Source organism: Streptomyces davaonensis JCM 4913 (genome assembly GCF_000349325.1).
Taxonomy (GTDB): Bacteria; Actinomycetota; Actinomycetes; order Streptomycetales; family Streptomycetaceae; genus Streptomyces; species Streptomyces davaonensis.
Genome location: NC_020504.1, coordinates 3,450,473 through 3,470,738 on the forward strand (window position 1 = coordinate 3,450,473; position 20,266 = coordinate 3,470,738).

Annotated in this window: 21 protein-coding genes; 3 read left to right on the top strand and 18 right to left on the bottom strand. The window is 68.7% G+C overall.

Annotated elements, in window-relative coordinates; translation table 11 throughout:
- The first annotated feature begins 68 nt into the window (after positions 1 to 68).
- From BN159_RS14825 to BN159_RS14835, 3 genes are all read left to right on the top strand, one after another.
- The gene (locus BN159_RS14825; protein ID WP_015657795.1) at positions 69 to 1,262 is read left to right on the top strand and encodes a sensor histidine kinase; all 1,194 of its coding nucleotides are present in this window, start codon (positions 69 to 71) and stop codon (positions 1,260 to 1,262) included.
- Positions 1,259 to 1,900: a response regulator gene (locus BN159_RS14830; protein WP_015657796.1), complete on the top strand. Its 642-nt coding sequence runs from the start codon at positions 1,259 to 1,261 to the stop codon at positions 1,898 to 1,900. Before BN159_RS14825 ends, BN159_RS14830 begins: the two co-directional genes overlap by 4 nt.
- Before the next feature lie 139 nt (positions 1,901 to 2,039).
- Positions 2,040 to 3,866, top strand: a complete 1,827-nt coding sequence (locus tag BN159_RS14835) for a glycoside hydrolase family 18 chitinase (protein WP_015657797.1) — start codon at positions 2,040 to 2,042, stop codon at positions 3,864 to 3,866.
- 16 nt (positions 3,867 to 3,882) lie between these two features.
- Here the strand turns inward: BN159_RS14835 and BN159_RS14840 are convergent, their stop codons facing one another.
- The 18 genes from BN159_RS14840 to BN159_RS14925 form a co-directional block, all read right to left on the bottom strand.
- Positions 3,883 to 4,329, bottom strand: coding sequence for a DUF2550 domain-containing protein (locus BN159_RS14840; protein WP_015657798.1), 447 nt, complete (start codon positions 4,327 to 4,329; stop codon positions 3,883 to 3,885).
- 150 nt (positions 4,330 to 4,479) lie between these two features.
- Complete coding sequence (locus BN159_RS14845) at positions 4,480 to 4,854, bottom strand: F0F1 ATP synthase subunit epsilon (protein ID WP_015657799.1); 375 nt, start codon at positions 4,852 to 4,854, stop codon at positions 4,480 to 4,482.
- Positions 4,855 to 4,965: 111 nt separating this feature from the next.
- Positions 4,966 to 6,402: a F0F1 ATP synthase subunit beta gene (gene atpD / locus BN159_RS14850; RefSeq protein WP_015657800.1), complete on the bottom strand. Its 1,437-nt coding sequence runs from the start codon at positions 6,400 to 6,402 to the stop codon at positions 4,966 to 4,968.
- Complete coding sequence (locus BN159_RS14855) at positions 6,403 to 7,320, bottom strand: F0F1 ATP synthase subunit gamma (protein ID WP_015657801.1); 918 nt, start codon at positions 7,318 to 7,320, stop codon at positions 6,403 to 6,405.
- 21 nt (positions 7,321 to 7,341) lie between these two features.
- Positions 7,342 to 8,949 (bottom strand): F0F1 ATP synthase subunit alpha, encoded by a 1,608-nt coding sequence (gene atpA / locus BN159_RS14860; RefSeq protein WP_015657802.1) that lies wholly within the window; start codon positions 8,947 to 8,949, stop codon positions 7,342 to 7,344.
- Positions 8,950 to 9,075: 126 nt separating this feature from the next.
- Positions 9,076 to 9,891 (bottom strand): F0F1 ATP synthase subunit delta, encoded by an 816-nt coding sequence (locus tag BN159_RS14865; RefSeq protein WP_015657803.1) that lies wholly within the window; start codon positions 9,889 to 9,891, stop codon positions 9,076 to 9,078.
- Positions 9,888 to 10,436: a F0F1 ATP synthase subunit B gene (locus BN159_RS14870; protein ID WP_015657804.1), complete on the bottom strand. Its 549-nt coding sequence runs from the start codon at positions 10,434 to 10,436 to the stop codon at positions 9,888 to 9,890. The genes BN159_RS14865 and BN159_RS14870 overlap by 4 nt, the downstream gene beginning before the upstream one ends.
- 38 nt (positions 10,437 to 10,474) lie before the next feature.
- The gene (locus tag BN159_RS14875) at positions 10,475 to 10,711 is read right to left on the bottom strand and encodes an ATP synthase subunit c family protein (protein WP_015657805.1); all 237 of its coding nucleotides are present in this window, start codon (positions 10,709 to 10,711) and stop codon (positions 10,475 to 10,477) included.
- Positions 10,712 to 10,782: 71 nt separating this feature from the next.
- Positions 10,783 to 11,553 carry a F0F1 ATP synthase subunit A gene (gene atpB, locus BN159_RS14880; RefSeq protein WP_015657806.1) on the bottom strand — a complete coding sequence of 257 codons (771 nt, stop codon included), beginning with the start codon at positions 11,551 to 11,553 and terminating at the stop codon, positions 10,783 to 10,785.
- A gap of 273 nt (positions 11,554 to 11,826) precedes the next feature.
- The gene (locus BN159_RS14885; RefSeq protein WP_015657807.1) at positions 11,827 to 12,264 is read right to left on the bottom strand and encodes a hypothetical protein; all 438 of its coding nucleotides are present in this window, start codon (positions 12,262 to 12,264) and stop codon (positions 11,827 to 11,829) included.
- A 297-nt stretch (positions 12,265 to 12,561) separates the two neighbouring features.
- Entirely contained in the window at positions 12,562 to 13,875 is a 1,314-nt protein-coding gene (locus BN159_RS14890) for an MraY family glycosyltransferase (RefSeq protein ID WP_015657808.1), read from the bottom strand.
- Positions 13,876 to 14,004: 129 nt separating this feature from the next.
- Positions 14,005 to 15,243 carry a serine hydroxymethyltransferase gene (locus tag BN159_RS14895; RefSeq protein ID WP_015657809.1) on the bottom strand — a complete coding sequence of 413 codons (1,239 nt, stop codon included), beginning with the start codon at positions 15,241 to 15,243 and terminating at the stop codon, positions 14,005 to 14,007.
- A gap of 66 nt (positions 15,244 to 15,309) precedes the next feature.
- Positions 15,310 to 15,990 (bottom strand): arsenate reductase/protein-tyrosine-phosphatase family protein, encoded by a 681-nt coding sequence (locus BN159_RS14900; RefSeq protein ID WP_015657810.1) that lies wholly within the window; start codon positions 15,988 to 15,990, stop codon positions 15,310 to 15,312.
- Positions 15,987 to 16,634, bottom strand: coding sequence for an L-threonylcarbamoyladenylate synthase (locus tag BN159_RS14905; RefSeq protein WP_015657811.1), 648 nt, complete (start codon positions 16,632 to 16,634; stop codon positions 15,987 to 15,989). The genes BN159_RS14900 and BN159_RS14905 overlap by 4 nt, the downstream gene beginning before the upstream one ends.
- Before the next feature lie 49 nt (positions 16,635 to 16,683).
- The gene (gene prmC, locus BN159_RS14910; RefSeq protein ID WP_015657812.1) at positions 16,684 to 17,529 is read right to left on the bottom strand and encodes a peptide chain release factor N(5)-glutamine methyltransferase; all 846 of its coding nucleotides are present in this window, start codon (positions 17,527 to 17,529) and stop codon (positions 16,684 to 16,686) included.
- A gap of 31 nt (positions 17,530 to 17,560) precedes the next feature.
- Complete coding sequence (gene prfA, locus BN159_RS14915; RefSeq protein WP_015657813.1) at positions 17,561 to 18,637, bottom strand: peptide chain release factor 1; 1,077 nt, start codon at positions 18,635 to 18,637, stop codon at positions 17,561 to 17,563.
- Between the two features lie 109 nt (positions 18,638 to 18,746).
- Positions 18,747 to 18,968 carry a 50S ribosomal protein L31 gene (gene rpmE, locus BN159_RS14920; RefSeq protein WP_015657814.1) on the bottom strand — a complete coding sequence of 74 codons (222 nt, stop codon included), beginning with the start codon at positions 18,966 to 18,968 and terminating at the stop codon, positions 18,747 to 18,749.
- 138 nt (positions 18,969 to 19,106) lie between these two features.
- A complete protein-coding gene (locus BN159_RS14925; protein ID WP_015657815.1) occupies positions 19,107 to 20,246 on the bottom strand; it encodes an LCP family protein in 1,140 nt (379 codons plus the stop codon).
- Between the last annotated feature and the right edge of the window lie 20 nt (positions 20,247 to 20,266).

A 20,266-nucleotide genomic window follows, 5' to 3' on the forward strand; every position in this document is an offset into this window, starting at 1 on the left:
GAAAGATGCAGTGCGGGACCCTTCCCGGGCATCAGGCGGCGCGGTCCGCTGCCGTGTTGGATGGAGTCATGGCCAGAGCCCTCCCCCGTCCGCACCCGGACGATGTCCGCATCGCGCTCGCCGGGCTGCTCGGCGGACTGCTGATCTGGGGCGTCGGGCTGGGCACCCGCAAGAGCAACGACCCGATCGTGCTGTGGGAGGGGCGCTGGGCCATCCTGCTGCCGCTGGCGGTCATGGCCGGCTGCGAACTGCTGCGGCGCACCCGCCCCCGCGTCGGCCTGCTGATCGGCATCGCGGCGCTGACCGCCGACGGCGTCACCCAGGGCAACCTGGTGACGGTCGTGATGTTCACGGACCTCATCTACGCGGCCGTGGTGTACGGCCCGCCCGCCACCGCCCGCCGGATCCCCTGGATCACCGGCCTGATGACGGTGGCCGGCACAGTGGTGCCGTTCGCCGTCTGGCAGGTGCCCGAGGCGCTGCTGGTCGGTGTGGTCATCGGCCTGGCGGCGTTCACTCCCGCCGCCACCGGCTGGATCGTCCGCAACCACCGCGACGCCGCCGAGGCGGCCCGGCTGCACGCCGAACAGACCGCGCTGCTGGCCGAGATGGACCGGGTCCAGGCGGTCACCGCCGAACGCGCCCGGATGGCAAGGGAACTGCACGACATGGTCGCCAACCATCTCTCCGCGATCGCCATCCACTCCACCGCCGCGCTCTCCCTGGACGATCCGAAGACCTCCAAGGACGCCCTCGCGGTGATCCGGGAGAACAGCGTCGAGGGGCTCGCCGAGATGCGCCGCCTGATCGGCATCCTGCGCGACAGCAGCGGCGACCTGGAACCGGCGGCGGCCCCCACGCTCGACGGACTGGGCGCGCTGGTGGAGGGCGCCCGCACCAACGGCCTCGACGTCGGCCTCGACACCGAGCACGGCAAGCTGCCCGCGCCGGTCGAACTGGCCGCCTACCGCATCGTCCAGGAGTCCCTGACCAACGCCCTCAAGCACGCCTCCCCCGGCCGGGTCAGCGTCACCCTCGACCAGCGCGACGGCGTCCTCGACGTCGAGGTGACCAGCCCCTACGGCGACCACGACGGCCCGCGCGCCCCCGGCTCCGGGGCGGGTCTGGTCGGGATGCGGGAGCGGGCCGCACTGCTGGGCGGCAGCTTCGAGGCGGCGCCCGAAAGCACGGCGGAGGGCAAGATCTGGGCCGTACGCGCCACACTTCCCGTCACCGACCAAGCTCAAGGAGACCACGCATGATCCGCGTCCTCGTCGCCGAGGACCAGTCCGCCGTACGCGCCGGGCTCGTCCTCATCCTGCGCAGCGCGCCCGACATCGAGGTGGTCGGCGAGGCGGCGGACGGCGAGCAGGCGGTGGCGCTGGCCCGGAAGCTGCGTCCCGACCTGGTGCTGATGGACGTACAGATGCCGCGACTTGACGGGGTGTCGGCCACCCGGCAGGTGGTCGCGGAGCGGCTCGCGGATGTGCTCGTACTGACCACCTTCGACCTCGACGAGTACGTGTTCGGGGCGCTCAGGGCGGGCGCGTCCGGGTTTCTGCTGAAGAACACCGAGGCTCGCCAACTCCTCGACGCCGTACGGACGGTGGCGAGCGGCGAGGGGCTGATCGCCCCGGCGGTGACCCGGCGTCTGATCGCCGAGTTCGCCGCCGGTCCCGCGCGTGCCCCGAGGACCGATCCAGCCGTGCTCGAATCGCTGACCCGGCGGGAGCGCGAGGTGCTGTCCTGTCTGGGAGAGGGGCTGTCCAACTCGGACATCGCGCGCCGTCTCGACATGGCGGAGGCGACGGTGAAGACGCACGTCAGCCGGTTGCTGGGGAAGCTGGAGCTGCGCAGCCGGGTCCAAGCAGCGGTGCTGGCGCAGGAATTGGGGATCTAGGAGAGGTTTCAACAAACCTTCCGCCGCAGTGGTCTGGACCTATTGACCTATGGTCCAGACCTTTCTATTCTCGCGGCACCGTGGGCGTGAAGGCTCAGCACGCCCTATCACCCCTCTTACCCAGACAGGGAGGCGCAGTATGCGCTTCAGACACAGAGCCGCGGCAGGGTTCGCGACCCTGTTGCTCCCCTTCGCCGGCCTGGTCGGACTCGCCAGCCCCGCCGAGGCGGCCACCGAGGCCACCGCCACCTACGCCAAGACCCAGGACTGGGGCACCGGCTTCGAGGGCAAGTGGACGGTGAAGAACACCGGCACCACGACCATCAACTCCTGGACCGTGGAGTGGGACTTCCCCTCCGGCACCTCCGTCGGCTCCGGCTGGGACGCCGACTTCAGCTCCTCCGGCAACCACTGGACCGCCAAGAACAAGTCCTGGAACGGCACCCTCGCGCCCGGCGCGTCGGTCTCCTTCGGCTTCAACGGCACCGGCTCCGGCTCCCCGTCCAACTGCAAGCTCAACGGCGGCAGTTGTGACGGCGGCACGGTCCCCGGCGACGCGGCACCCTCCGCTCCGGGCACCCCGACCGCCTCCGACATCACCAACACCTCGGTGAAGCTCGCCTGGAGCGCGGCCACCGACGACAAGGGCATCAAGAACTACGACGTCCTGCGCGGCGGCGCCAAGGTCGCCACCGTCACCGGCACCAGCTGGACCGACAGCGGTCTGACCGCCGGCACGGACTACTCCTACACCGTCCAGGCCCGGGACACCGCCGACCAGACCGGCCCGGTCAGCGGCGCCGTCGCGGTCCGCACCACCGGCGGCGGCACCGACCCCGACCCGGAGCCCGGCTCCAAGGTCAACCTCGGCTACTTCACCGAGTGGGGCGTCTACGGCCGCAACTACCACGTCAAGAACCTGGTGAGCTCGGGCTCCGCGTCCAAGATCACCCACATCAACTACGCGTTCGGCAACGTCAAGAACGGTCAGTGCACCGTCGATGACACCTACGCCGCCTACGACAAGGCCTACACCGCCGACCAGTCGGTCAGCGGCACCGCCGACACCTGGGACCAGCCGCTGCGCGGCAACTTCAACCAGCTGCGCCAGCTGAAGGCCAAGTACCCGCACATCAAGGTGCTGTACTCGTTCGGCGGCTGGACCTACTCCGGCGGCTTCGGCCAGGCGGCGGCCAACCCGGCCGCGTTCGCCAAGTCCTGCAAGGCCGTGGTCGAGGACCCGCGCTGGGCCGATGTCTTCGACGGCATCGACATCGACTGGGAGTACCCGAACGCCTGCGGTCTGACCTGCGACACCTCCGGTCCGGCGGCGTTCAAGAACCTCACCCAGGCACTGCGTGCCGAGTTCGGCTCGGACTACCTGATCACCGCCGCCATCACCGCGGACGGCAGCGAGGGCGGCAAGATCGACGCGGCCGACTACGGCGGCGCCGCGCAGCACCTGAACTGGTACAACGTGATGACGTACGACTACTTCGGCGCCTGGGACAAGACGGGCCCGACGGCCCCGCACTCCCCGCTGACGTCGTACTCCGGCATCCCGAAGGAGGGCTTCAACTCCGCGGCCGCCATCGCCAAGCTCAAGGCCAAGGGCGTCCCGGCGAGCAAGCTCCTGCTCGGCATCGGCTTCTACGGCCGCGGCTGGACCGGCGTCACCCAGTCCGCCCCCGGCGGCGCGGCCACCGGCCCGGCGACCGGCACCTACGAGGCGGGCATCGAGGACTACAAGATCCTCAAGAACTCCTGCCCCGCCACCGGCACCGTCGGCGGCACCGCGTACGCCCACTGCGGCAGCAACTGGTGGTCGTACGACACCCCCGCCACCATCGGCACCAAGATGAGCTGGGCCAAGAGCCAGGGCCTGGGCGGTGCCTTCTTCTGGGAGTTCAGCGGCGACTCCAGCAACGGTGAGCTGGTGAGCGCCATCAGCAACGGGCTGAAGTAACCACTATCGGCAAGACCTAGGCGACATTGACGCGCTGACCGGGCGGGGCTGCCTCAAGCCACGCGAGAAAACCGGTCAGCGCGTCTTCGCTCATGGCGAGCTCAAGCCGCGTGCCCCGGTGCAGACAGGCCAGCACGATGTGGTCGGAGAGCAGCGCCAGCTCCTCCTCGCCCTCGGGCAGCCGGCGTCCGGCGACCTCGATCGCGGCGCGCTCCAGGACGCGGCGCGGGCGGTAGGCGTAGGAGAAGACGCGGTACCACTCGATGCGGTCGCCGTTGTAGCGGGCGACACCGTAGGACCAGCCCTTGCCGCTGGTGTCGGTCTTCTCCGGGGTGTCCCAGCGGAGCGAGCAGTCGAAAGTGCCGCCGGAGCGCTGGATGAGTCTGCGGCGCAGCCCGAAGACGAACAGCCCCAGCACCACCAGGGCCACGACGATTCCGCACACAGTCAGAGCGAGGACCATCGACACCGACCTCCTCGTCTCCTAGGTACCTGCGGATCAGGTAACGGAACGTAAAAAACATCCATATCTGCCTCAGCCGCGGCCGGCACCGGATCGCTCCGGTCCCAGCCGCGGCTGAGTGACATCATCGCGTGGGCGCGACCCGCAGTGTCAGCGGGCAGCCGCCGCACGCAGGCGGACATCGGCGCGACGCTCGGCGGAGGCGTCGGCCTCCGACTTCGCGCGCTCCAGCGCCCGCTCCGCGCGCTGGACATCGATCTCGTCCGACAGCTCGGCGATCTCGGCCAGCAGCGACAGCTTGTTGTCGGCGAACGAGATGAAACCGCCGTGCACCGCGGCGACGACCGTTGCACCTTCACTCGTACGGATGGTCACCGGGCCCGACTCCAGCACACCGAGCAGCGGCTGGTGACCGGGCATGACGCCGATGTCGCCGGACGTGGTGCGCGCGACGACCAGGGTGGCCTGCCCGGACCAGACCTCTCGGTCGGCCGCGACCAGCGCGACGTGCAGCTCAGCAGCCAAGGGTGGCTCCTCGGGTCACCACCCGGCGGTTGTGCCGGGTGTTGGTTACAAGTCTAGTAGGCGTGAAAGAGGGGGCGGGACGTACCCGCCCCCTCTTCAAGAGCGCGAGGCTCAGGAGACGCCCAGCTCCTTGGCGTTGTTCTTGAGGTCCTCAATACCACCGCACATGAAGAACGCCTGCTCCGGGAAGTGGTCGTACTCGCCGTCGCAGATCGCGTTGAAGGCCGCGATCGACTCGTCCAGCGGGACGTCCGACCCGTCGACGCCGGTGAACTGCTTGGCGACGTGGGTGTTCTGGGACAGGAAGCGCTCCACGCGACGGGCACGGTGGACGACGAGCTTGTCCTCCTCGCCGAGCTCGTCGATACCGAGGATCGCGATGATGTCCTGGAGGTCCTTGTACTTCTGCAGGATCGTCTTGACGCGCATGGCGGCGTCGTAGTGGTCCTGCGCGATGTACCGCGGGTCCAGGATGCGGGACGTGGAGTCCAGCGGGTCCACGGCCGGGTAGATGCCCTTCTCGGAGATCGGACGGGACAGAACCGTCGTCGCGTCGAGGTGGGCGAAGGTGGTGGCCGGGGCCGGGTCGGTCAGGTCGTCCGCGGGGACGTAGATCGCCTGCATCGAGGTGATCGAGTGACCACGGGTCGAGGTGATGCGCTCCTGGAGGAGACCCATCTCGTCGGCCAGGTTCGGCTGGTAGCCCACCGCGGAAGGCATACGGCCGAGCAGGGTCGACACCTCGGAACCGGCCTGGGTGAAGCGGAAGATGTTGTCGATGAAGAACAGCACGTCCTGCTTCTGCACATCGCGGAAGTACTCCGCCATGGTCAGACCGGCCAGGGCCACGCGCAGACGGGTGCCCGGGGGCTCGTCCATCTGACCGAAGACCAGCGCGGTCTTGTCGATGACGCCGGAGTCCGACATCTCCTCGATCAGGTCGTTGCCCTCACGGGTGCGCTCACCGACACCGGCGAACACCGACACACCGTCGTGGTTGTTGGCGACGCGGTAGATCATCTCCTGGATGAGCACCGTCTTGCCGACGCCGGCACCACCGAACAGACCGATCTTTCCACCCTTGACGTACGGGGTGAGAAGGTCGATGACCTTGACGCCGGTCTCGAACATCTCGGTCTTCGACTCGAGCTCGTCGAAGTTCGGCGCCTTGCGGTGGATGCCCCAGCGCTCGCCGTCGTAGGACTCGTCGACGTTCAGCACCTCACCGAGGGTGTTGAACACCTTGCCCTTGGTGAAGTCGCCGACGGGCACCGTGATGGAGGCACCGGTGTCGGTGACCGCGGCCTGGCGGACCAGACCGTCGGTGGGCTGCATGGAGATGGTGCGGACCAGGCCGTCACCCAGGTGCTGGGCGACCTCCAGGGTCAGCGTCTTCTTCTCGCCGGCGTTGGCCGGGTCGGCCACCTCGACGTGAAGGGCGTTGTAGATGTCGGGCATCGCGTCGACGGGGAACTCCACGTCGACGACCGGGCCGATGACCCGGGCGACGCGGCCCGTGGCAGCGGCCGTCTCAACTGTCGTCGTCATTTACCTGTCACTCCCCGCGCTCGCGTCGGCCAGGGCTGCGGAGCCACCGACGATCTCGCTGATTTCCTGGGTGATTTCGGCCTGGCGGGCCGCGTTCGCAAGCCGGGAGAGGCTCTCGATGAGCTCTCCGGCGTTGTCGGTGGCCGACTTCATCGCGCGCCGCGTGGCGGCGTGCTTGGAGGCGGCCGACTGGAGCAGCGCGTTGTAGATACGGCTCTCCACGTAGCGCGGCAGAAGGGCGTCGAGGACGTCCTCCGCCGACGGCTCGAAGTCGAACAGCGGAAGGATCTCGCCCTTCGGCGCCGCCTCCTTCGCCACGTCTTCGAGGCTGAGCGGCAGCAGACGGTCGTCGAGCGCCGTCTGCGTCATCATCGAGACGAACTCGGTGAAGACGATGTGGAGTTCGTCCACGCCGCCGTCGGCCGTGTCCTTCTCGATGGCCTCGATGAGCGGTGCCGCGACCTGCTTGGCGTCCGCGTACGTCGGCTCGTCCGTGAACCCGGTCCACGACTCCGAGACCTTGCGCTCACGGAAGTTGTAGTGCGCAAGGCCACGCCGGCCGACGATGTACGTGTCGACCTGCTTGCCCTCGCGCTCCAGGCGCTCGGTCAGCAGCTCCGCCGCCTTGATGGCGTTGGAGTTGAAGGCACCGGCGAGACCACGGTCGCTCGTCAGGAGCAGCACCGCGGACCGCGTGACCGTCTCGGCCTGGGTGGTCAGCGGGTGCTTGGTGTTCGAGCCGGTACCGACCGCCGTGACCGCGCGGGTCAGTTCCTTCGCGTACGGCGTGGAGGCCGCCACCTTGCGCTGCGCCTTGACGACGCGCGAGGCGGCGATCATCTCCATCGCCTTCGTGATCTTCTTGGTCGCGGTGACGGATCGGATGCGACGCTTGTAGACCCGGAGCTGGGCTCCCATGAGTCAGGTCCCTTCCTTACGTCACTTGGAGGCGCTGGTCGCCTTCGGGGCGACCGGGGCGTCCTCGCCGAGCAGCTTGCCGTCCGACGTCTCGAACTGCTTCTTGAAGTCCGCGATGGCGTCGGCGACAGCGGTGAGGGTGTCGTCCGAGAGCTTGCCGCCCTCCTTGATGGAGGTCATGAGGCCCTGCTCCTTGCGGTGCAGGTACTCCAGCAGCTCCTTCTCGAAGCGGCGGATGTCGGCGACCGGCACCTCGTCCATCTTGCCGGTGGTGCCGGCCCAGACGGAGACGACCTGGTCCTCGGTGGACATCGGCTGGTACTGAGCCTGCTTCAGCAGCTCGACCATCCGCTGACCGCGCTCCAGCTGCGACTTCGACGCGGCGTCCAGGTCGGAACCGAAGGCGGCGAACGCCTCCAGCTCACGGAACTGGGCGAGGTCCACGCGGAGGCGACCGGAGACCTGCTTCATCGCCTTGTGCTGCGCGGAACCACCGACTCGGGAGACGGAGATACCGACGTTCAGCGCGGGGCGCTGACCGGCGTTGAACAGGTCCGACTCCAGGAAGCACTGGCCGTCGGTGATGGAGATGACGTTGGTCGGGATGAACGCCGAGACGTCGTTGGCCTTCGTCTCGACGATCGGCAGACCGGTCATCGAGCCGGCGCCCATGTCGTCGGAGAGCTTCGCGCAGCGCTCCAGCAGACGGGAGTGCAGGTAGAAGACGTCACCCGGGTAGGCCTCACGGCCCGGCGGACGGCGCAGCAGAAGCGACACGGCGCGGTAGGCGTCGGCCTGCTTGGACAGGTCGTCGAAGATGATGAGGACGTGCTTGCCCTCGTACATCCACTGCTGACCGATGGCCGAACCGGTGTACGGCGCCAGGTACTTGAAGCCGGCCGGGTCGGACGCCGGGGCGGCGACGATGGTCGTGTACTCCAGCGCGCCGTTCTCCTCCAGCGCGCGGCGGACCGACGCGATCGTCGAGCCCTTCTGGCCGATGGCGACGTAGATGCAGCGGACCTGCTTGTTCGGGTCGCCGGTGCGCCAGTTGTCGCGCTGGTTGATGATCGTGTCGACGGCCAGGGCGGTCTTGCCGGTCTGACGGTCACCGATGATCAGCTGACGCTGGCCACGGCCGATCGGGGTCATCGCGTCGACGGCCTTGTAGCCGGTCTCCATCGGCTCGTGCACCGACTTGCGCTGCATGACCGTGGGGGCCTGCAGCTCAAGGGCACGACGACCGCTGGTCTCGATCTCGCCGAGGCCGTCGATCGGGTTGCCGAGCGGGTCGACGACGCGGCCGAGGTAGCCCTCGCCGACGGCCACGGAGAGCACCTCACCGGTGCGCTGCACCGGCTGGCCCTCCTCGATGCCGCTGAACTCACCGAGGACGATGGCACCGATCTCGCGCTCTTCGAGGTTGAGCGCGAGGCCGAGGGTGCCGTCCTCGAACTTCAGCAGTTCGTTGGCCATGGCCGAGGGCAGACCCTCGACCTTCGCGATGCCGTCGCCGGCAAGGGTGACCGTACCGACCTCCTCGCGCGAGGCCGCGTCCGGCTTGTACGACTGGACGAAGGTCTCCAGTGCGTCCCGGATCTCCTCCGGCCGGATCGTGAGCTCCGCCATCTGGGTTCCCTGCTCTCCTTGTTGGGCCCGAAGTTTCACTTTGGGGGTCTGGGGGCGACCCCCAGGATTCTTCTGTACGGCCCAACCAGGGCCGTCGAAAGTACGTACTGCGTATTGAGTTACTGCTCAGCCCGCCAGGCGGCGGCCGGCGTCCTCGATGCGGTCGGCGAGGGAGCCGTTGATGACCTCGTCACCGACCTGCACCCGGATCCCGCCGAGGACCTCGGGGTCCACGTCGAGGTTGAGGTGCATCCGACGCCCGTAGAGCTTCGCCAGCGAGGCGCCGAGGCGCTGCTTCTGGCCGTCGCTCAGCGGAACCGCGGAGGTGACCACGGCGACCATGCGGTCCCGGCGCTCGGCGGCGAGCTTGGACAGGGACTCCAGTCCCGACTCCAGGCTACGTCCACGCGGCGCGGTCACAAGGCGCGTCACCAGACGCTCGGTGGTCGCGGCCGCCCGGCTGCCGAGCAGGCTGCGCAGCAGCTCGCTCTTGGCCGAGGTGCTCGCCGAGCGGTTGGTCAGCGCGGCCCGCAGCTCGGTGTTGGAGGAGACGATCCGGCCGAACCGGAACAGCTCGTCCTCGACGCTGTCGAGCGTGCCCGCACGCTGGGCGGCGGTGAGGTCGGCGATGTCCGCCAGCTGCTCCAGGGCGTCGACCAGGTCGCGCGACTGCGACCAGCGGGAGCGCACCAGACCGGCCAGCAGGTCCGCGGTCTCGCCGCCGACCTGGCCGCCGAGCAGCCGCTGGGCCAGCTCGGCCTTGGCCTCACCGGCCTGCGCCGGGTCGGTGAGGACCCGACGCAGCGACACCTCGCGGTCGAGCAGCGCGGTGACGGCCGCCAGCTCGTCGGCGAGCTGCGCCGCGTCCACGGACGTGTTGTCCGTCAGCGCGTCGAGACGCTCACGTCCGGCTGCCAGGGCCTCGCGGCTCGCTCCGTTCATCGCGTGGCCTCGGCCTTCTCCTCGAGCTCGTCGAGGAAGCGGTCGATGACACGGCTCTGGCGGGCGTGGTCCTCGAGGGACTCGCCGACGAGCTTGCCGGCCAGGTCGGTGGCGAGCTTGCCCACGTCCTGACGCAGCGCGGAGGACGCGGCCTTGCGGTCGGCGTCGATCTGGGCGTGGCCCGCGGCGACGATCTCCTCGCGCTGGCGCTGGCCCTCCGCACGCATCTCGGCGATGAGCGCGGCACCCTGCTCCTGCGCCTCCTGGCGCAGACGCGCGGCCTCGTGCCGGGCCTCGGCGAGCTGTGCCTTGTACTGCTCAAGGACGCTCTGGGCCTCGACCTTCATGGCCTCGGCCTCTTCGATACCGCCTTCGATCGCCGCGCGGCGCTCCTCCAGAACCTTGTTGATGTTCGGGAGCAGCTTCTTCCAGAAGAAGAAGAACACGATGGCGAAGGCGATGGTGCCGACGAGCAGCTCGGGGCCCGGAGGAACGAGCGGGTTCTGCTCTTCCTCGGACGCCAGCTGTACCAGGTTGGCGATCACATCAGTGCCTTTCGTCGATTCGTGTCAGTAAGGGTTGATCACTTACCGAACACGAACGGCATAACGATGCCGATGAGGGCGAGCGCCTCACAGAAGGCGAAGCCGAGGATCTGGTTGGCACGGATGAGACCGGCGGCCTCGGGCTGGCGGGCCAGGGCCTGCGTGCCGTTACCGAAGATGATGCCGACGCCGACGCCGGGGCCGATCGCGGCCAGGCCGTAGCCGATGGAACCGAGCGAACCGGAGACGGCAGCGAGGGTCTCAGTGGCAGCCATGCTGATTCTTCCTTCTCTTTACGGACCGGTGGGGGTTGATCACCGGACGATCAGGGGTGGTGGTGCTGGGCTCAGTGGTGCTCGGCGAGAGCGCCCTGAATGTACGAGCAGGCGAGGAGCACGAAGACGTACGCCTGGACCGCCTGCACGAAAAGCTCGAAGAGGATCATGATGATCGTCATCACGAAGGAGACACCGGCCGCCGGGATCATCCAGCTGTTCAGCAGGTACCAGGAGGCGACGGTGAACATCACCAGCATCAGGTGACCGGCGAACATGTTCGCGAAGAGTCGCACGGCGTGCGTGAACGGGCGGACCAGGACGTTCGAGAAGAACTCGATGACCACGACGAGCGGCAGGACCGCGCCGAGCGACTTGTCGTAGCCGGTGAGGTTCTTGAAGCCACCGACGAAGCCGTGCTTCTTGAACGTCAGCGACATCCACACGATGTAGACGACGGCCGCGAGGACGATCGGGTACGCGATGATCGACGACACCGGGAACTGTGCCAGCGGAATCACGGACCAGATGTTCATGATCCAGATGAAGAAGAACAGCGAGACCATCAGGGGGACGTACTTCTCGCCCTCCTTCTTGCCGAGGGTCTCGTAGACGATGCCGCGGCGCACGAAGTCGTAACCGGCCTCGCCGACCATCTGCAGCTTGCCCGGGACCACCTTGGCCTTGCCGAACGCAGCCCAGAAGAAGCTGGTGACAAGGAGAGTGGTGACGAGCGCGAGCAGCATCACCTTGTTGAACTCGAACCCGCCAACCGTGGCGATCGGCTCGAAGAGGAACGAGTGCAGGCCCGGAGCCGGAAAACCACACCCGTTGTCGGACATGATCCGACAGCTCCAGTCAAAGGCGAGCTGGGTCTGGTCAGCACTCACCGCGGGCTCCTTCGGCGTGACGCATAGGTACGGCAACCTCGTTGTGTCGGCGCGGCGCGCAGCCGCGGGTCGGCACCGGACTGGTGTTACGGATGTGAGGGCGGCTCTGGGGCATCAAGCCTCGCGATCGAGCAGGCGTCAGCTTGGATGCCCGCGCCCGCGATGCCGCAGTTGGCACCGGACGATAGCAGGAGTTCCCCCAGGCCTTTATCCCGCCCCTACCCCTCACGACGACGGCCCTGTCTTCTCGGTCTTCTCGCTCTTCGTGGAGTCCGGGTCGATGTAGAAGAGCTTGGCCTTCATATGCGCACGAGCCTGCGCGGCCATCCACACGACGGTGGCGACGACGAGCGAAATCGCGAACGCCTTCGCGTTGAAGAGAGAGGTGTCCTTGAAGAGGGCGACGAAGATCAGGAGAAGCAGGAGCTGGGCGACGTAGAGCATCAACCCCATGGCCTGGAACAACTGCGGGAGCGTTTTTGCCGTCCACTGCAGAACGTACAGGCCGATTCCCATGAACAGGATGGCGAGCAGTGTGCCGACCGCCGCACCGATCGCCCCCTTGCCGCCGGCTACCGCAGCGCTGACGGCGACGACAATCGCGCCGGCAGCCGCTGTGGGCACAGCGCATTGAAGGAGGTTCCGGGCGTCATTGGACGGCATGGCGGCAACTCCGCTTTCACAGGGGGCAGGGGTGTCGTCATGGACGAGCGTAGTCCCGGGCCGAGCGGGAAACTCACTCCGATGGACCGTCGCACTACGGTCCTTCGGCTCTATCCCGGGTTCTCGTGAACCGTATCACAAACTATTTGATGAGGTCTTTACCTGGCGAGTGTGCTCGCTGTCACACATGAGAGTGACAGCGCGCGTATGTGCAGGAACGGTGCCTCTTTGTCTGATATTGCACCGCTTCGTTCCCCCACGATTTGGCAATGCTCTAGTCAGATTCTTACCTTGCCGTCAGCGCGACGTTCCGGCTTTACGCCGGTCCAGGTGGCGCGAACGAGCACCGAGAGCGGTGGCACCGTTGACCCCGGCAGGCACCGGAGTGCGGGGTTCCTCCAGCGCGGTCTGCGGAGTGGCCGCCGCCGGTTCCGCAACGGGCGCACGGCGCCGGTAGCGCGGCGGCACGAAGGCCTGGGCCCAGCGCGGGGCGCGCGGGGTGAAGCGCGGGAGCAGCAGCAGGACAAGACCGATGGCGCTGAGGAACACCACGCCCAGCACGATCCACATGGACGCCGAGTTCACCGAGTAGGCCAGGGCGCCGAAGGCGATCAGCGCGGACCAGAAGTACATGATGAGGACGGCCCGGCTGTGCGAGTGGCCGATCTCCAGCAGCCGGTGGTGCAGATGGCCCCGGTCCGCCGCGAACGGGGACTGGCCGCGCCAGGTGCGCCGCACGATCGCCAGCACCAGGTCCGCGGCCGGGATCGCGATGATGGTCAGCGGCAGCAGCAGCGGGATGTACACCGGCACCGTCTGGTGCACGGCCGCCTTCTCCGAGCCCGCGAACAGCTTCAGCGCGTCCGGGTCGACCTGACCCGTGATGGAGATCGCACCCGCCGCCAGCACCAGGCCGATCAGCATCGAGCCGGAGTCGCCCATGAAAATCCGCGCCGGGTGCATGTTGTGCGGCAGGAAGCCCAGGCACATGCCCATCAGGATCGCCGAGAACAGCGTGGCCGGGGCGGCGGCCTCGATGCCGTACGACACCCAGACGCGGTAGGCGTAGAGGAAGAACGCGGCCGAGGCGATGCACACCATGCCGGCCGCGAGGCCGTCGAGGCCGTCGACGAAGTTGACCGCGTTGATGGTGATGACGACCAGCGCCACCGTCAGCAGGGTGCCCTGCCACTGGGTCAGCGCCACCGAACCGAAGCCGGGGATGGGCAGCCACAGGATGGTCAGACCCTGCATGACCATGACGCCGGCGGCGATCATCTGGCCGCCCAGCTTGATCAGGGCGTCGATCTCGAACTTGTCGTCCAGGACACCGATCAGCCAGATCAGCGCGGCGCCCGAGAGCAGGGCGCGCGGTTCGTTGGAGTTCTCGAAGACGGTGCTGAGGTTCGCCAGATGGTCGGCGACGAGCAGACCCGCGCACAGCCCGAAGAACATGGCGATACCGCCGAGGCGCGGAGTGGGTTCCCGGTGCACGTCACGTGCCCGGATCTCCGGCATCGCCCCGGCCACGATCGCGAACTTCCGCACCGGCCCCGTGAGCAGGTACGTCACCGCGGCCGTGATGCAGAGCGTCAGCAGGTATTCACGCACGGGCTTCCCCACAGGTCTCGCTGGCCATCTCAGCCCCACACCCTAGCGATGCGCGCATATGGTTGGGGACTTCCGGGTAGCGACGATGGTTGCACGTGAGCCTGTGCACACGGGTGCGTCTACCCAGGCTCAGCCGGGATAGGGCGGAAATCCCCCGGCAAGATCCCGCACTTCTTCACGTGCCGCGACCGCCTCGGCCTCGCCCCGCAGCACCCCCGCGATCAGCGCACTGACCTGGGCCATCTCCCGCTCCCCCATGCCCTGAGTGGTCAGCGCGGCGGTGCCCAGGCGCAGGCCGCGGGCGTCACCGTGGGGAAGAGCACAGCAGTCCAGGACGATTCCGGCGGCGGCGAGCAGTCCGCGGCCGGTGCGGCCGTCGACGCCGAGGGGTGCCGGGTCGGCGGTGATGAGATGGGTGTCGGTGCCACCCGTGGTGACGACGAGCCCCTCGGCGGCAAGCCCTGCGGCGAGCACGCGCGCATTGGCGACCACCTGATGGGCGTACGCGGTGAACGCCGGTGTTGCCGCCTCGCCGAACGCGACGGCCTTCGCGGCGATGGTGTGCATCTGCGCGCCGCCCTGGGTGAAGGGGAACACGGCCCGGTCGACCCGTTCGGCGAGCTCGGCGCCGCACAGGATCATCCCGCCGCGCGGCCCGCGCAGCACCTTGTGGGTGGTGGCGCACACGATGTCGGCGTACGGCAGCGGGCTGGGCGCCGCTCCCCCGGCGACCAGGCCGATGGGATGGGCGGCGTCGGCGATGAGATAGGCGCCCACCTCGTCGGCGACCTCGCGGAAGAAGGCGTAGTCGATGTGGCGGGGGTAGCTGATGGACCCGCACACGATGGCCTTGGGCCGATGGTTGCGGGCCAGCGTCCGCACCTGCTCGTAGTCGAGGAGCCCGGTCTCCCCGTCGACGCCGTAGGGGACGAAGTCGAACCAGCGGCCGGAGAAGTTGGCGGGCGAACCGTGGGTGAGATGGCCGCCGTAGGGCAGGCCGAGGGCGAGGACGGTGTCGCCGGGGCGCAGCAGGGCCGCGTAGGCGGCGAGCACGGCCGAAGAGCCCGAGTGGGCCTGGACGTTGGCGTGTTCGGCGCCGAACAGGGCCTTGGCGCGGTCCACGGCGATCCGCTCGGCGACGTCGACGATCTCGCAGCCGCCGTGGTACCGGGAGCCGGGATAGCCCTCGGCGTACTTGTTGGCGAGCGGTGAGCCGAGCGCGGCCAGCACGGCCGGCGAGGTGAAGTTCTCGGCGGCGATCAGCTGGAGGGTGCTCGCCTGCCGCTCCCGTTCCCCGAGCAGGATCTCCGCCAGCTCGGGATCCTGCCGACGCAGGACATCGGCCTCTAGGACAGGGATGACCGACATGATGGGCTCCGGGGCGTCGACGGTGACGTAGCACCAATGTAGGCCCGCCCCCCGCGCCCCGCTCGGCTACGTGCGCGTCGCTACGCCCGTCAGTGCCGTCACCACCGGGTCGAGCGCCTGGTGTATCTCGTCGCCGATGGACCGGAAGAAGGTCAGCGGGGCGCCGTACGGGTCGAACACCTCGTCCGCCTCCGCCGTGGGCGCCAGCAGCCAGCCGCGCAGGGCCGCGGCCGCCCGTACCAGGGCGCGGGCGCGCTCGACGATGCCGTCCTCCAGCGGGGGCAGCGTCGCCGGGTCGATGGCCCTCACCAGGCGGGTGAACTCCTTCAGGGTGAAGGTGCGCAGGCCCGCCGAGTGGCCCATCGAGATGACCTGCGCGCGGTGGTCCCGGGTCGCGGTCAGAACCAGGTCGGCGCGGATCACATGCTCGTCCAGCAGTTCCCGGCCCACGAAGCCGGAGGCGTCCGCGCCGAAGTCGGCGAGGACGGTCTCCGCGTTGGCCTCCATGGGCGCGCCCTCATGGCCCCAGGTGCCCGCGCTCTCCACGATCAGCGCCCCGCCGAGGACGCCGAGCCGCTGCGACACATGGTGCCGGGTCAGCCGCTCGGTGATCGGCGAGCGGCAGACGTTGCCGGTGCTGACGTGGAGGATGCGGAAGGTGTCGCGCGGGAGCCCGACGAAGGTGGTCGTGATCTCCGCTGCTCGTTCCCCGTTGCCTATGCCACGCCCCGCGTCAGGGGCTGTCAATTCGCCACCTCGAGGTCGGGTACCACCTTGCGGAGCTCCTCCGCCGTGATCGCGCCCTCGCGCAGCAGCACCGGGATCTCGCCCGTCACGTCGACGATCGACGACGGGACGATGCCGGGCGTGGGACCACCGTCGAGGTAGACGGAGACGGAGTCGCCGAGCATGCCCTGAGCGGCGTCGCAGTCCTCCGGCGCCGGGTGCCCGGTCAGATTGGCCGAGGACACCGCCATCGGGCCGACCTCGGTCAGCAGCTCGATCGCCACCGGGTGCAGCGGCATCCGCACCGCGACGGTGCCACGGGTGTCCCCCAGGTCCCACTGGAGGGACGGCTGGTGCCTGGCGACCAGCGTCAGGGCGCCCGGCCAGAACGCGTCGACCAGTTCCCAGGCCAGCTCGGAGAAGTCGGTGACCAGGCCGTGCAGCGTGTTCGGGGAGCCGATGAGGACGGGCGTGGGCATGGTGCGGCCACGGCCCTTGGCCTCCAGCAGATCGCCCACCGCCTCCTTGGAGAAGGCGTCGGCGCCGATGCCGTACACGGTGTCCGTCGGCAGCACCACGAGCTCGCCCCGGCGGACGGCGGACGCGGCCTCACGCAGACCGGTCGTGCGGTCGGTCGCGTCATTGGTGTCGTATCGCCGAGCCATGTCTAGCGGGCCTCCTCGTACACGTGCAGCTGAAAGGACTTGGGGGTGCTCACGGCAGGGCCTTGCGGGCCGTGGCGAACCGGGGGCGGTTGTTGAGGTCCGGGTGGTCGGCCGCGTCGGCCCAGCCCCGCTCCTCGGTGAAGATCCACGGCACCTGGCCGCCCTGGGTGTCGGCGTGCTCGATGACGACGACACCGCCGGGGCGCAGCAGCCGGTGCGCGGTGCGCTCGATCCCACGGATGAGATCGAGGCCGTCCTCGCCGGAGAACAGGGCGAGTTCGGGATCGTAGTCGCGGGCCTCGGGCGCCACGTACTCCCACTCGGTGAGCGGAATGTACGGCGGGTTGGAGATGACCAGGTCGACCTGGCCGTCGAGGTCGGGGAAGGCGTCGAGGGCGTTGCCCTGGCGCAGGTCGACCCTGGACCCCTCCATGTTCTTGCGGGTCCAGCGCAGCGCGTCCTCGGACAGCTCCACGGCGTGCACGCGCGAGCGCGGGACCTCCTGGGCGAGGGCGAGCGCGATGGCGCCCGAGCCCGTGCACAGGTCGACGATGAGCGGCTCCACGACATCCATCGCGCGTACGGCGTCTATGGCCCAGCCCACCACCGACTCGGTCTCGGGGCGGGGCACGAAGACGCCGGGGCCGACCTGGAGCTCCAGGTACCGGAAGAAGGCGCGGCCGGTGATGTGCTGGAGCGGCTCACGCTGCTCACGGCGGGCGATGACCTCCCAGTACCGGGCATCGAAGTCGGCGTCCCGCACGGAGTGCAGTTCGCCTCGCTTCACACCGTGGACGAACGCGGCGAGCTCCTCCGCGTCATTACGCGGCGAGGGCACGCCGGCGTCGGCCAGCCGCTGGGTGGCCTGCGCCACCTCCGCGAGCAGCAGGTTCACGCTCGTCCTCCGGTACTTCCGTCTCCGTGCCTTACGCGGCTGCGAGCTTGGCGGCCGAGTCCGCGTCGACGCAGGCCTGGATCACCGCGTCGAGTTCGCCGTCCAGGACCTGGTCCAGGTTGTACGCCTTGAAGCCGACGCGGTGGTCCGAAATGCGATTCTCCGGGAAGTTGTACGTACGGATCTTCTCGGAGCGGTCGACGGTGCGGACCTGGCTGCGGCGGGCGTCGGCGGCTTCCTTCTCCGCTTCCTCCTGAGCCGCGGCGAGCAGCCTGGAGCGCAGGATACGCAGTGCCTGCTCCTTGTTCTGAAGCTGGCTCTTCTCGTTCTGGCAGGAAGCGACCACTCCGGTGGGGATGTGCGTGATGCGCACGGCGGAGTCCGTGGTGTTGACGGACTGTCCGCCGGGACCGGAGGAGCGGTAGACATCGATGCGGAGGTCGTTGGGGTTGATCTCGACCTCGACCTCCTCGGCCTCCGGCGTGACCAGCACACCGGCCGCCGAGGTGTGGATGCGGCCCTGGGACTCGGTGGCCGGGACGCGCTGCACCCGGTGCACCCCGCCCTCGTACTTCAGCCGCGCCCACACGCCCTGCCCGGGCTCCGTGGCGCCCTGGCCGCCCTTGGTCTTCACGGCGACCTGGACGTCCTTGTAGCCGCCGAGCTCGGACTCGGTGGCGTCGATGATCTCGGTCTTCCAGCCGACGCGCTCGGCGTAGCGCAGGTACATGCGCAGCAGATCTCCGGCGAACAGGGCGGACTCGTCGCCGCCGGCGCCCGCCTTGATCTCCAGGATGACGTCCTTGTCGTCGCTGGGGTCACGCGGGACCAGCAGCAGGCGCAGCTTCTCGGTCAGCGCCTCGCGCTGCTTGTCCAGCTCCTTGACCTCGGCGGCGAAGTCCGGGTCGTCGGCGGCCAGTTCACGAGCGGTCTCGATGTCGTCGCCCGTCTGCTTCCAGGAGCGGTACGTGGCGACGATCGGGGTGAGCTCGGCGTAGCGCTTGTTCAGCCTGCGCGCGTTCGCCTGGTCGGCGAAGACCGACGGGTCGGCGAGCTGCTTCTCCAGATCGGCGTGCTCGGCGACGAGTTCCTCGACGGCCTCGAACATCTTGGGGCTCCTGAAATACGTACGAAGGGAAGTGGCGGGCGACCAAAAACGCCGGTCCCGGACACGCCCGGGTGAGGGGCGCGGCCGTGGACCGGCGAAATGGGGCTCGCTACTTCTTGGAGCCGGCAGCCTTGCCGAAGCGGGCCTCGAAGCGGGCCACACGGCCACCGGTGTCGAGGATCTTCTGCTTACCCGTGTAGAACGGGTGGCACTCGGAGCAGACCTCGGCGCGGATGGTGCCGCTCTCGATCGTGCTACGGGTGGTGAACGACGCGCCACAGGTGCAGCTGACCTGCGTCTCGACGTACTCGGGGTGGATGTCGCGCTTCAAGGTGTCTCCTAGTTTCGGGAGGGCACCGGGTCGCCATCGCGGGGTGCGGGGGCGTGAACCGGGGCCGACGTACCAGTCTGCCAGGACTGGGGCCATCCCCCAAAACGGGGGGTGCGGGTGAGGTATTCCCGGGTACCCCTAACCGGCGCTCACGACGTCCTTCGCCTGCCCCGTGGCCGTTCCCTCGGTCGCCGACTTCGGGATCGCCCGGTCGTTCTTCAGGGCCTTCCAGACCTGCTCGGCCTTGGCCTCCTCGACCAGGACCCGGTTGGCGTTGGCGGGGTCGTACTGGACCGGCATCGTCACCATGGTCATGTTGCTCGGGCTGATGCCTCGCAGGCCGCCCGCGAAGGACATGAGCTTGTTGACCGAGCCGAGGTCGGAGTCGGTGGTGATCGTCTTGGTCGCGGTGTCCGCGAGGTCGTAGAGCTTCTTCGGGTTGGTGAACAGGCCGACGTCCTTGACCTGGGCGATCAGCGCCTTGATGAAGGCCTGCTGGAGCTGGATGCGGCCGAGGTCGGAGCCGTCGCCGACGCCGTGCCGGGTGCGGACCAGGCCGAGGGCCTGCTCGCCGTTCAGGGTGTGGGTGCCGGCCTTGAGGTTCAGATGGCTGTCGGGGTCGCTGATGTCCTCGGTGGTGGTGAGCTCCACGCCGCCGAGGTCGTCGACCAGCTTCTGGAAGCCGCTGAAGTCGACCTCCAGATAGTGGTCCATGCGCAGATCGGTGATCGACTCGACGGTCTTCACCGCGCAGGCCGCACCGCCGGTGGTGTAGGCCGAGTTGAACATCACGCCGCTCGCGGCGTCGTGGGTGTTGCCGTCGGTGTCGGTGCACTCGGGGCGGTCGATGAGGGTGTCGCGCGGGATGGAGACCACGCTGGCCTTCTTGTGGCCCTTGTAGATGTGCACGATCATCGCCGTGTCCGAGCGGGCGCTGCCGTCGTCGGCGCCGCCACCGAGGTCCTGGTTGGAGCCGGAGCGGGTGTCGGAGCCGAGGACGAGGATGTTCTCCGAGCCGTTGTCGACCTTCTCCGGGCGGTCGGTGCCGAGGGCCTGGTCGATGTCGACGCTGTCGATGTTGCCGTTGAGCTTGAAGTACACATAGCCGGCCCCGGTCCCGCCGAGGACGACGATCCCCACGGCGGTCCAGGCCGCGATCCTCAGGCCCTTGCCGCGCTTCTCGCGGGGCTTGCGACGGTGGCCCTTCGCGCGGTGGCGCGAGCCGTTGGTGCCGGCGTCATCCGGTATGCCGGACTCCGGCGTGCTCTCGGCGGACATGTGCTCCTCGGTTCTCGTCC

What these genes read in the sequence shown, in the direction of transcription:
- atpD (WP_015657800.1), bottom strand. Translation starts at nt 6,402, where the DNA reads ATGACGACGACAGTTGAGACGGCCGCTGCCACGGGCCGCGTCGCCCGG.
- BN159_RS14865 (WP_015657803.1), bottom strand. Translation starts at nt 9,891, where the DNA reads ATGAACGGAGCGAGCCGCGAGGCCCTGGCAGCCGGACGTGAGCGTCTC.
- BN159_RS14855 (WP_015657801.1), bottom strand. Translation starts at nt 7,320, where the DNA reads ATGGGAGCCCAGCTCCGGGTCTACAAGCGTCGCATCCGATCCGTCACC.
- atpA (WP_015657802.1), bottom strand. Translation starts at nt 8,949, where the DNA reads ATGGCGGAGCTCACGATCCGGCCGGAGGAGATCCGGGACGCACTGGAG.
- BN159_RS14875 (WP_015657805.1), bottom strand. Translation starts at nt 10,711, where the DNA reads ATGGCTGCCACTGAGACCCTCGCTGCCGTCTCCGGTTCGCTCGGTTCC.
- BN159_RS14830 (WP_015657796.1), top strand. Translation starts at nt 1,259, where the DNA reads ATGATCCGCGTCCTCGTCGCCGAGGACCAGTCCGCCGTACGCGCCGGG.
- BN159_RS14905 (WP_015657811.1), bottom strand. Translation starts at nt 16,634, where the DNA reads ATGGCTCGGCGATACGACACCAATGACGCGACCGACCGCACGACCGGT.
- atpB (WP_015657806.1), bottom strand. Translation starts at nt 11,553, where the DNA reads ATGTCCGACAACGGGTGTGGTTTTCCGGCTCCGGGCCTGCACTCGTTC.
- BN159_RS14895 (WP_015657809.1), bottom strand. Translation starts at nt 15,243, where the DNA reads ATGTCGGTCATCCCTGTCCTAGAGGCCGATGTCCTGCGTCGGCAGGAT.
- BN159_RS14925 (WP_015657815.1), bottom strand. Translation starts at nt 20,246, where the DNA reads ATGTCCGCCGAGAGCACGCCGGAGTCCGGCATACCGGATGACGCCGGC.
- BN159_RS14835 (WP_015657797.1), top strand. Translation starts at nt 2,040, where the DNA reads ATGCGCTTCAGACACAGAGCCGCGGCAGGGTTCGCGACCCTGTTGCTC.
- BN159_RS14840 (WP_015657798.1), bottom strand. Translation starts at nt 4,329, where the DNA reads ATGGTCCTCGCTCTGACTGTGTGCGGAATCGTCGTGGCCCTGGTGGTG.
- BN159_RS14885 (WP_015657807.1), bottom strand. Translation starts at nt 12,264, where the DNA reads ATGCCGTCCAATGACGCCCGGAACCTCCTTCAATGCGCTGTGCCCACA.
- BN159_RS14825 (WP_015657795.1), top strand. Translation starts at nt 69, where the DNA reads ATGGCCAGAGCCCTCCCCCGTCCGCACCCGGACGATGTCCGCATCGCG.
- prfA (WP_015657813.1), bottom strand. Translation starts at nt 18,637, where the DNA reads ATGTTCGAGGCCGTCGAGGAACTCGTCGCCGAGCACGCCGATCTGGAG.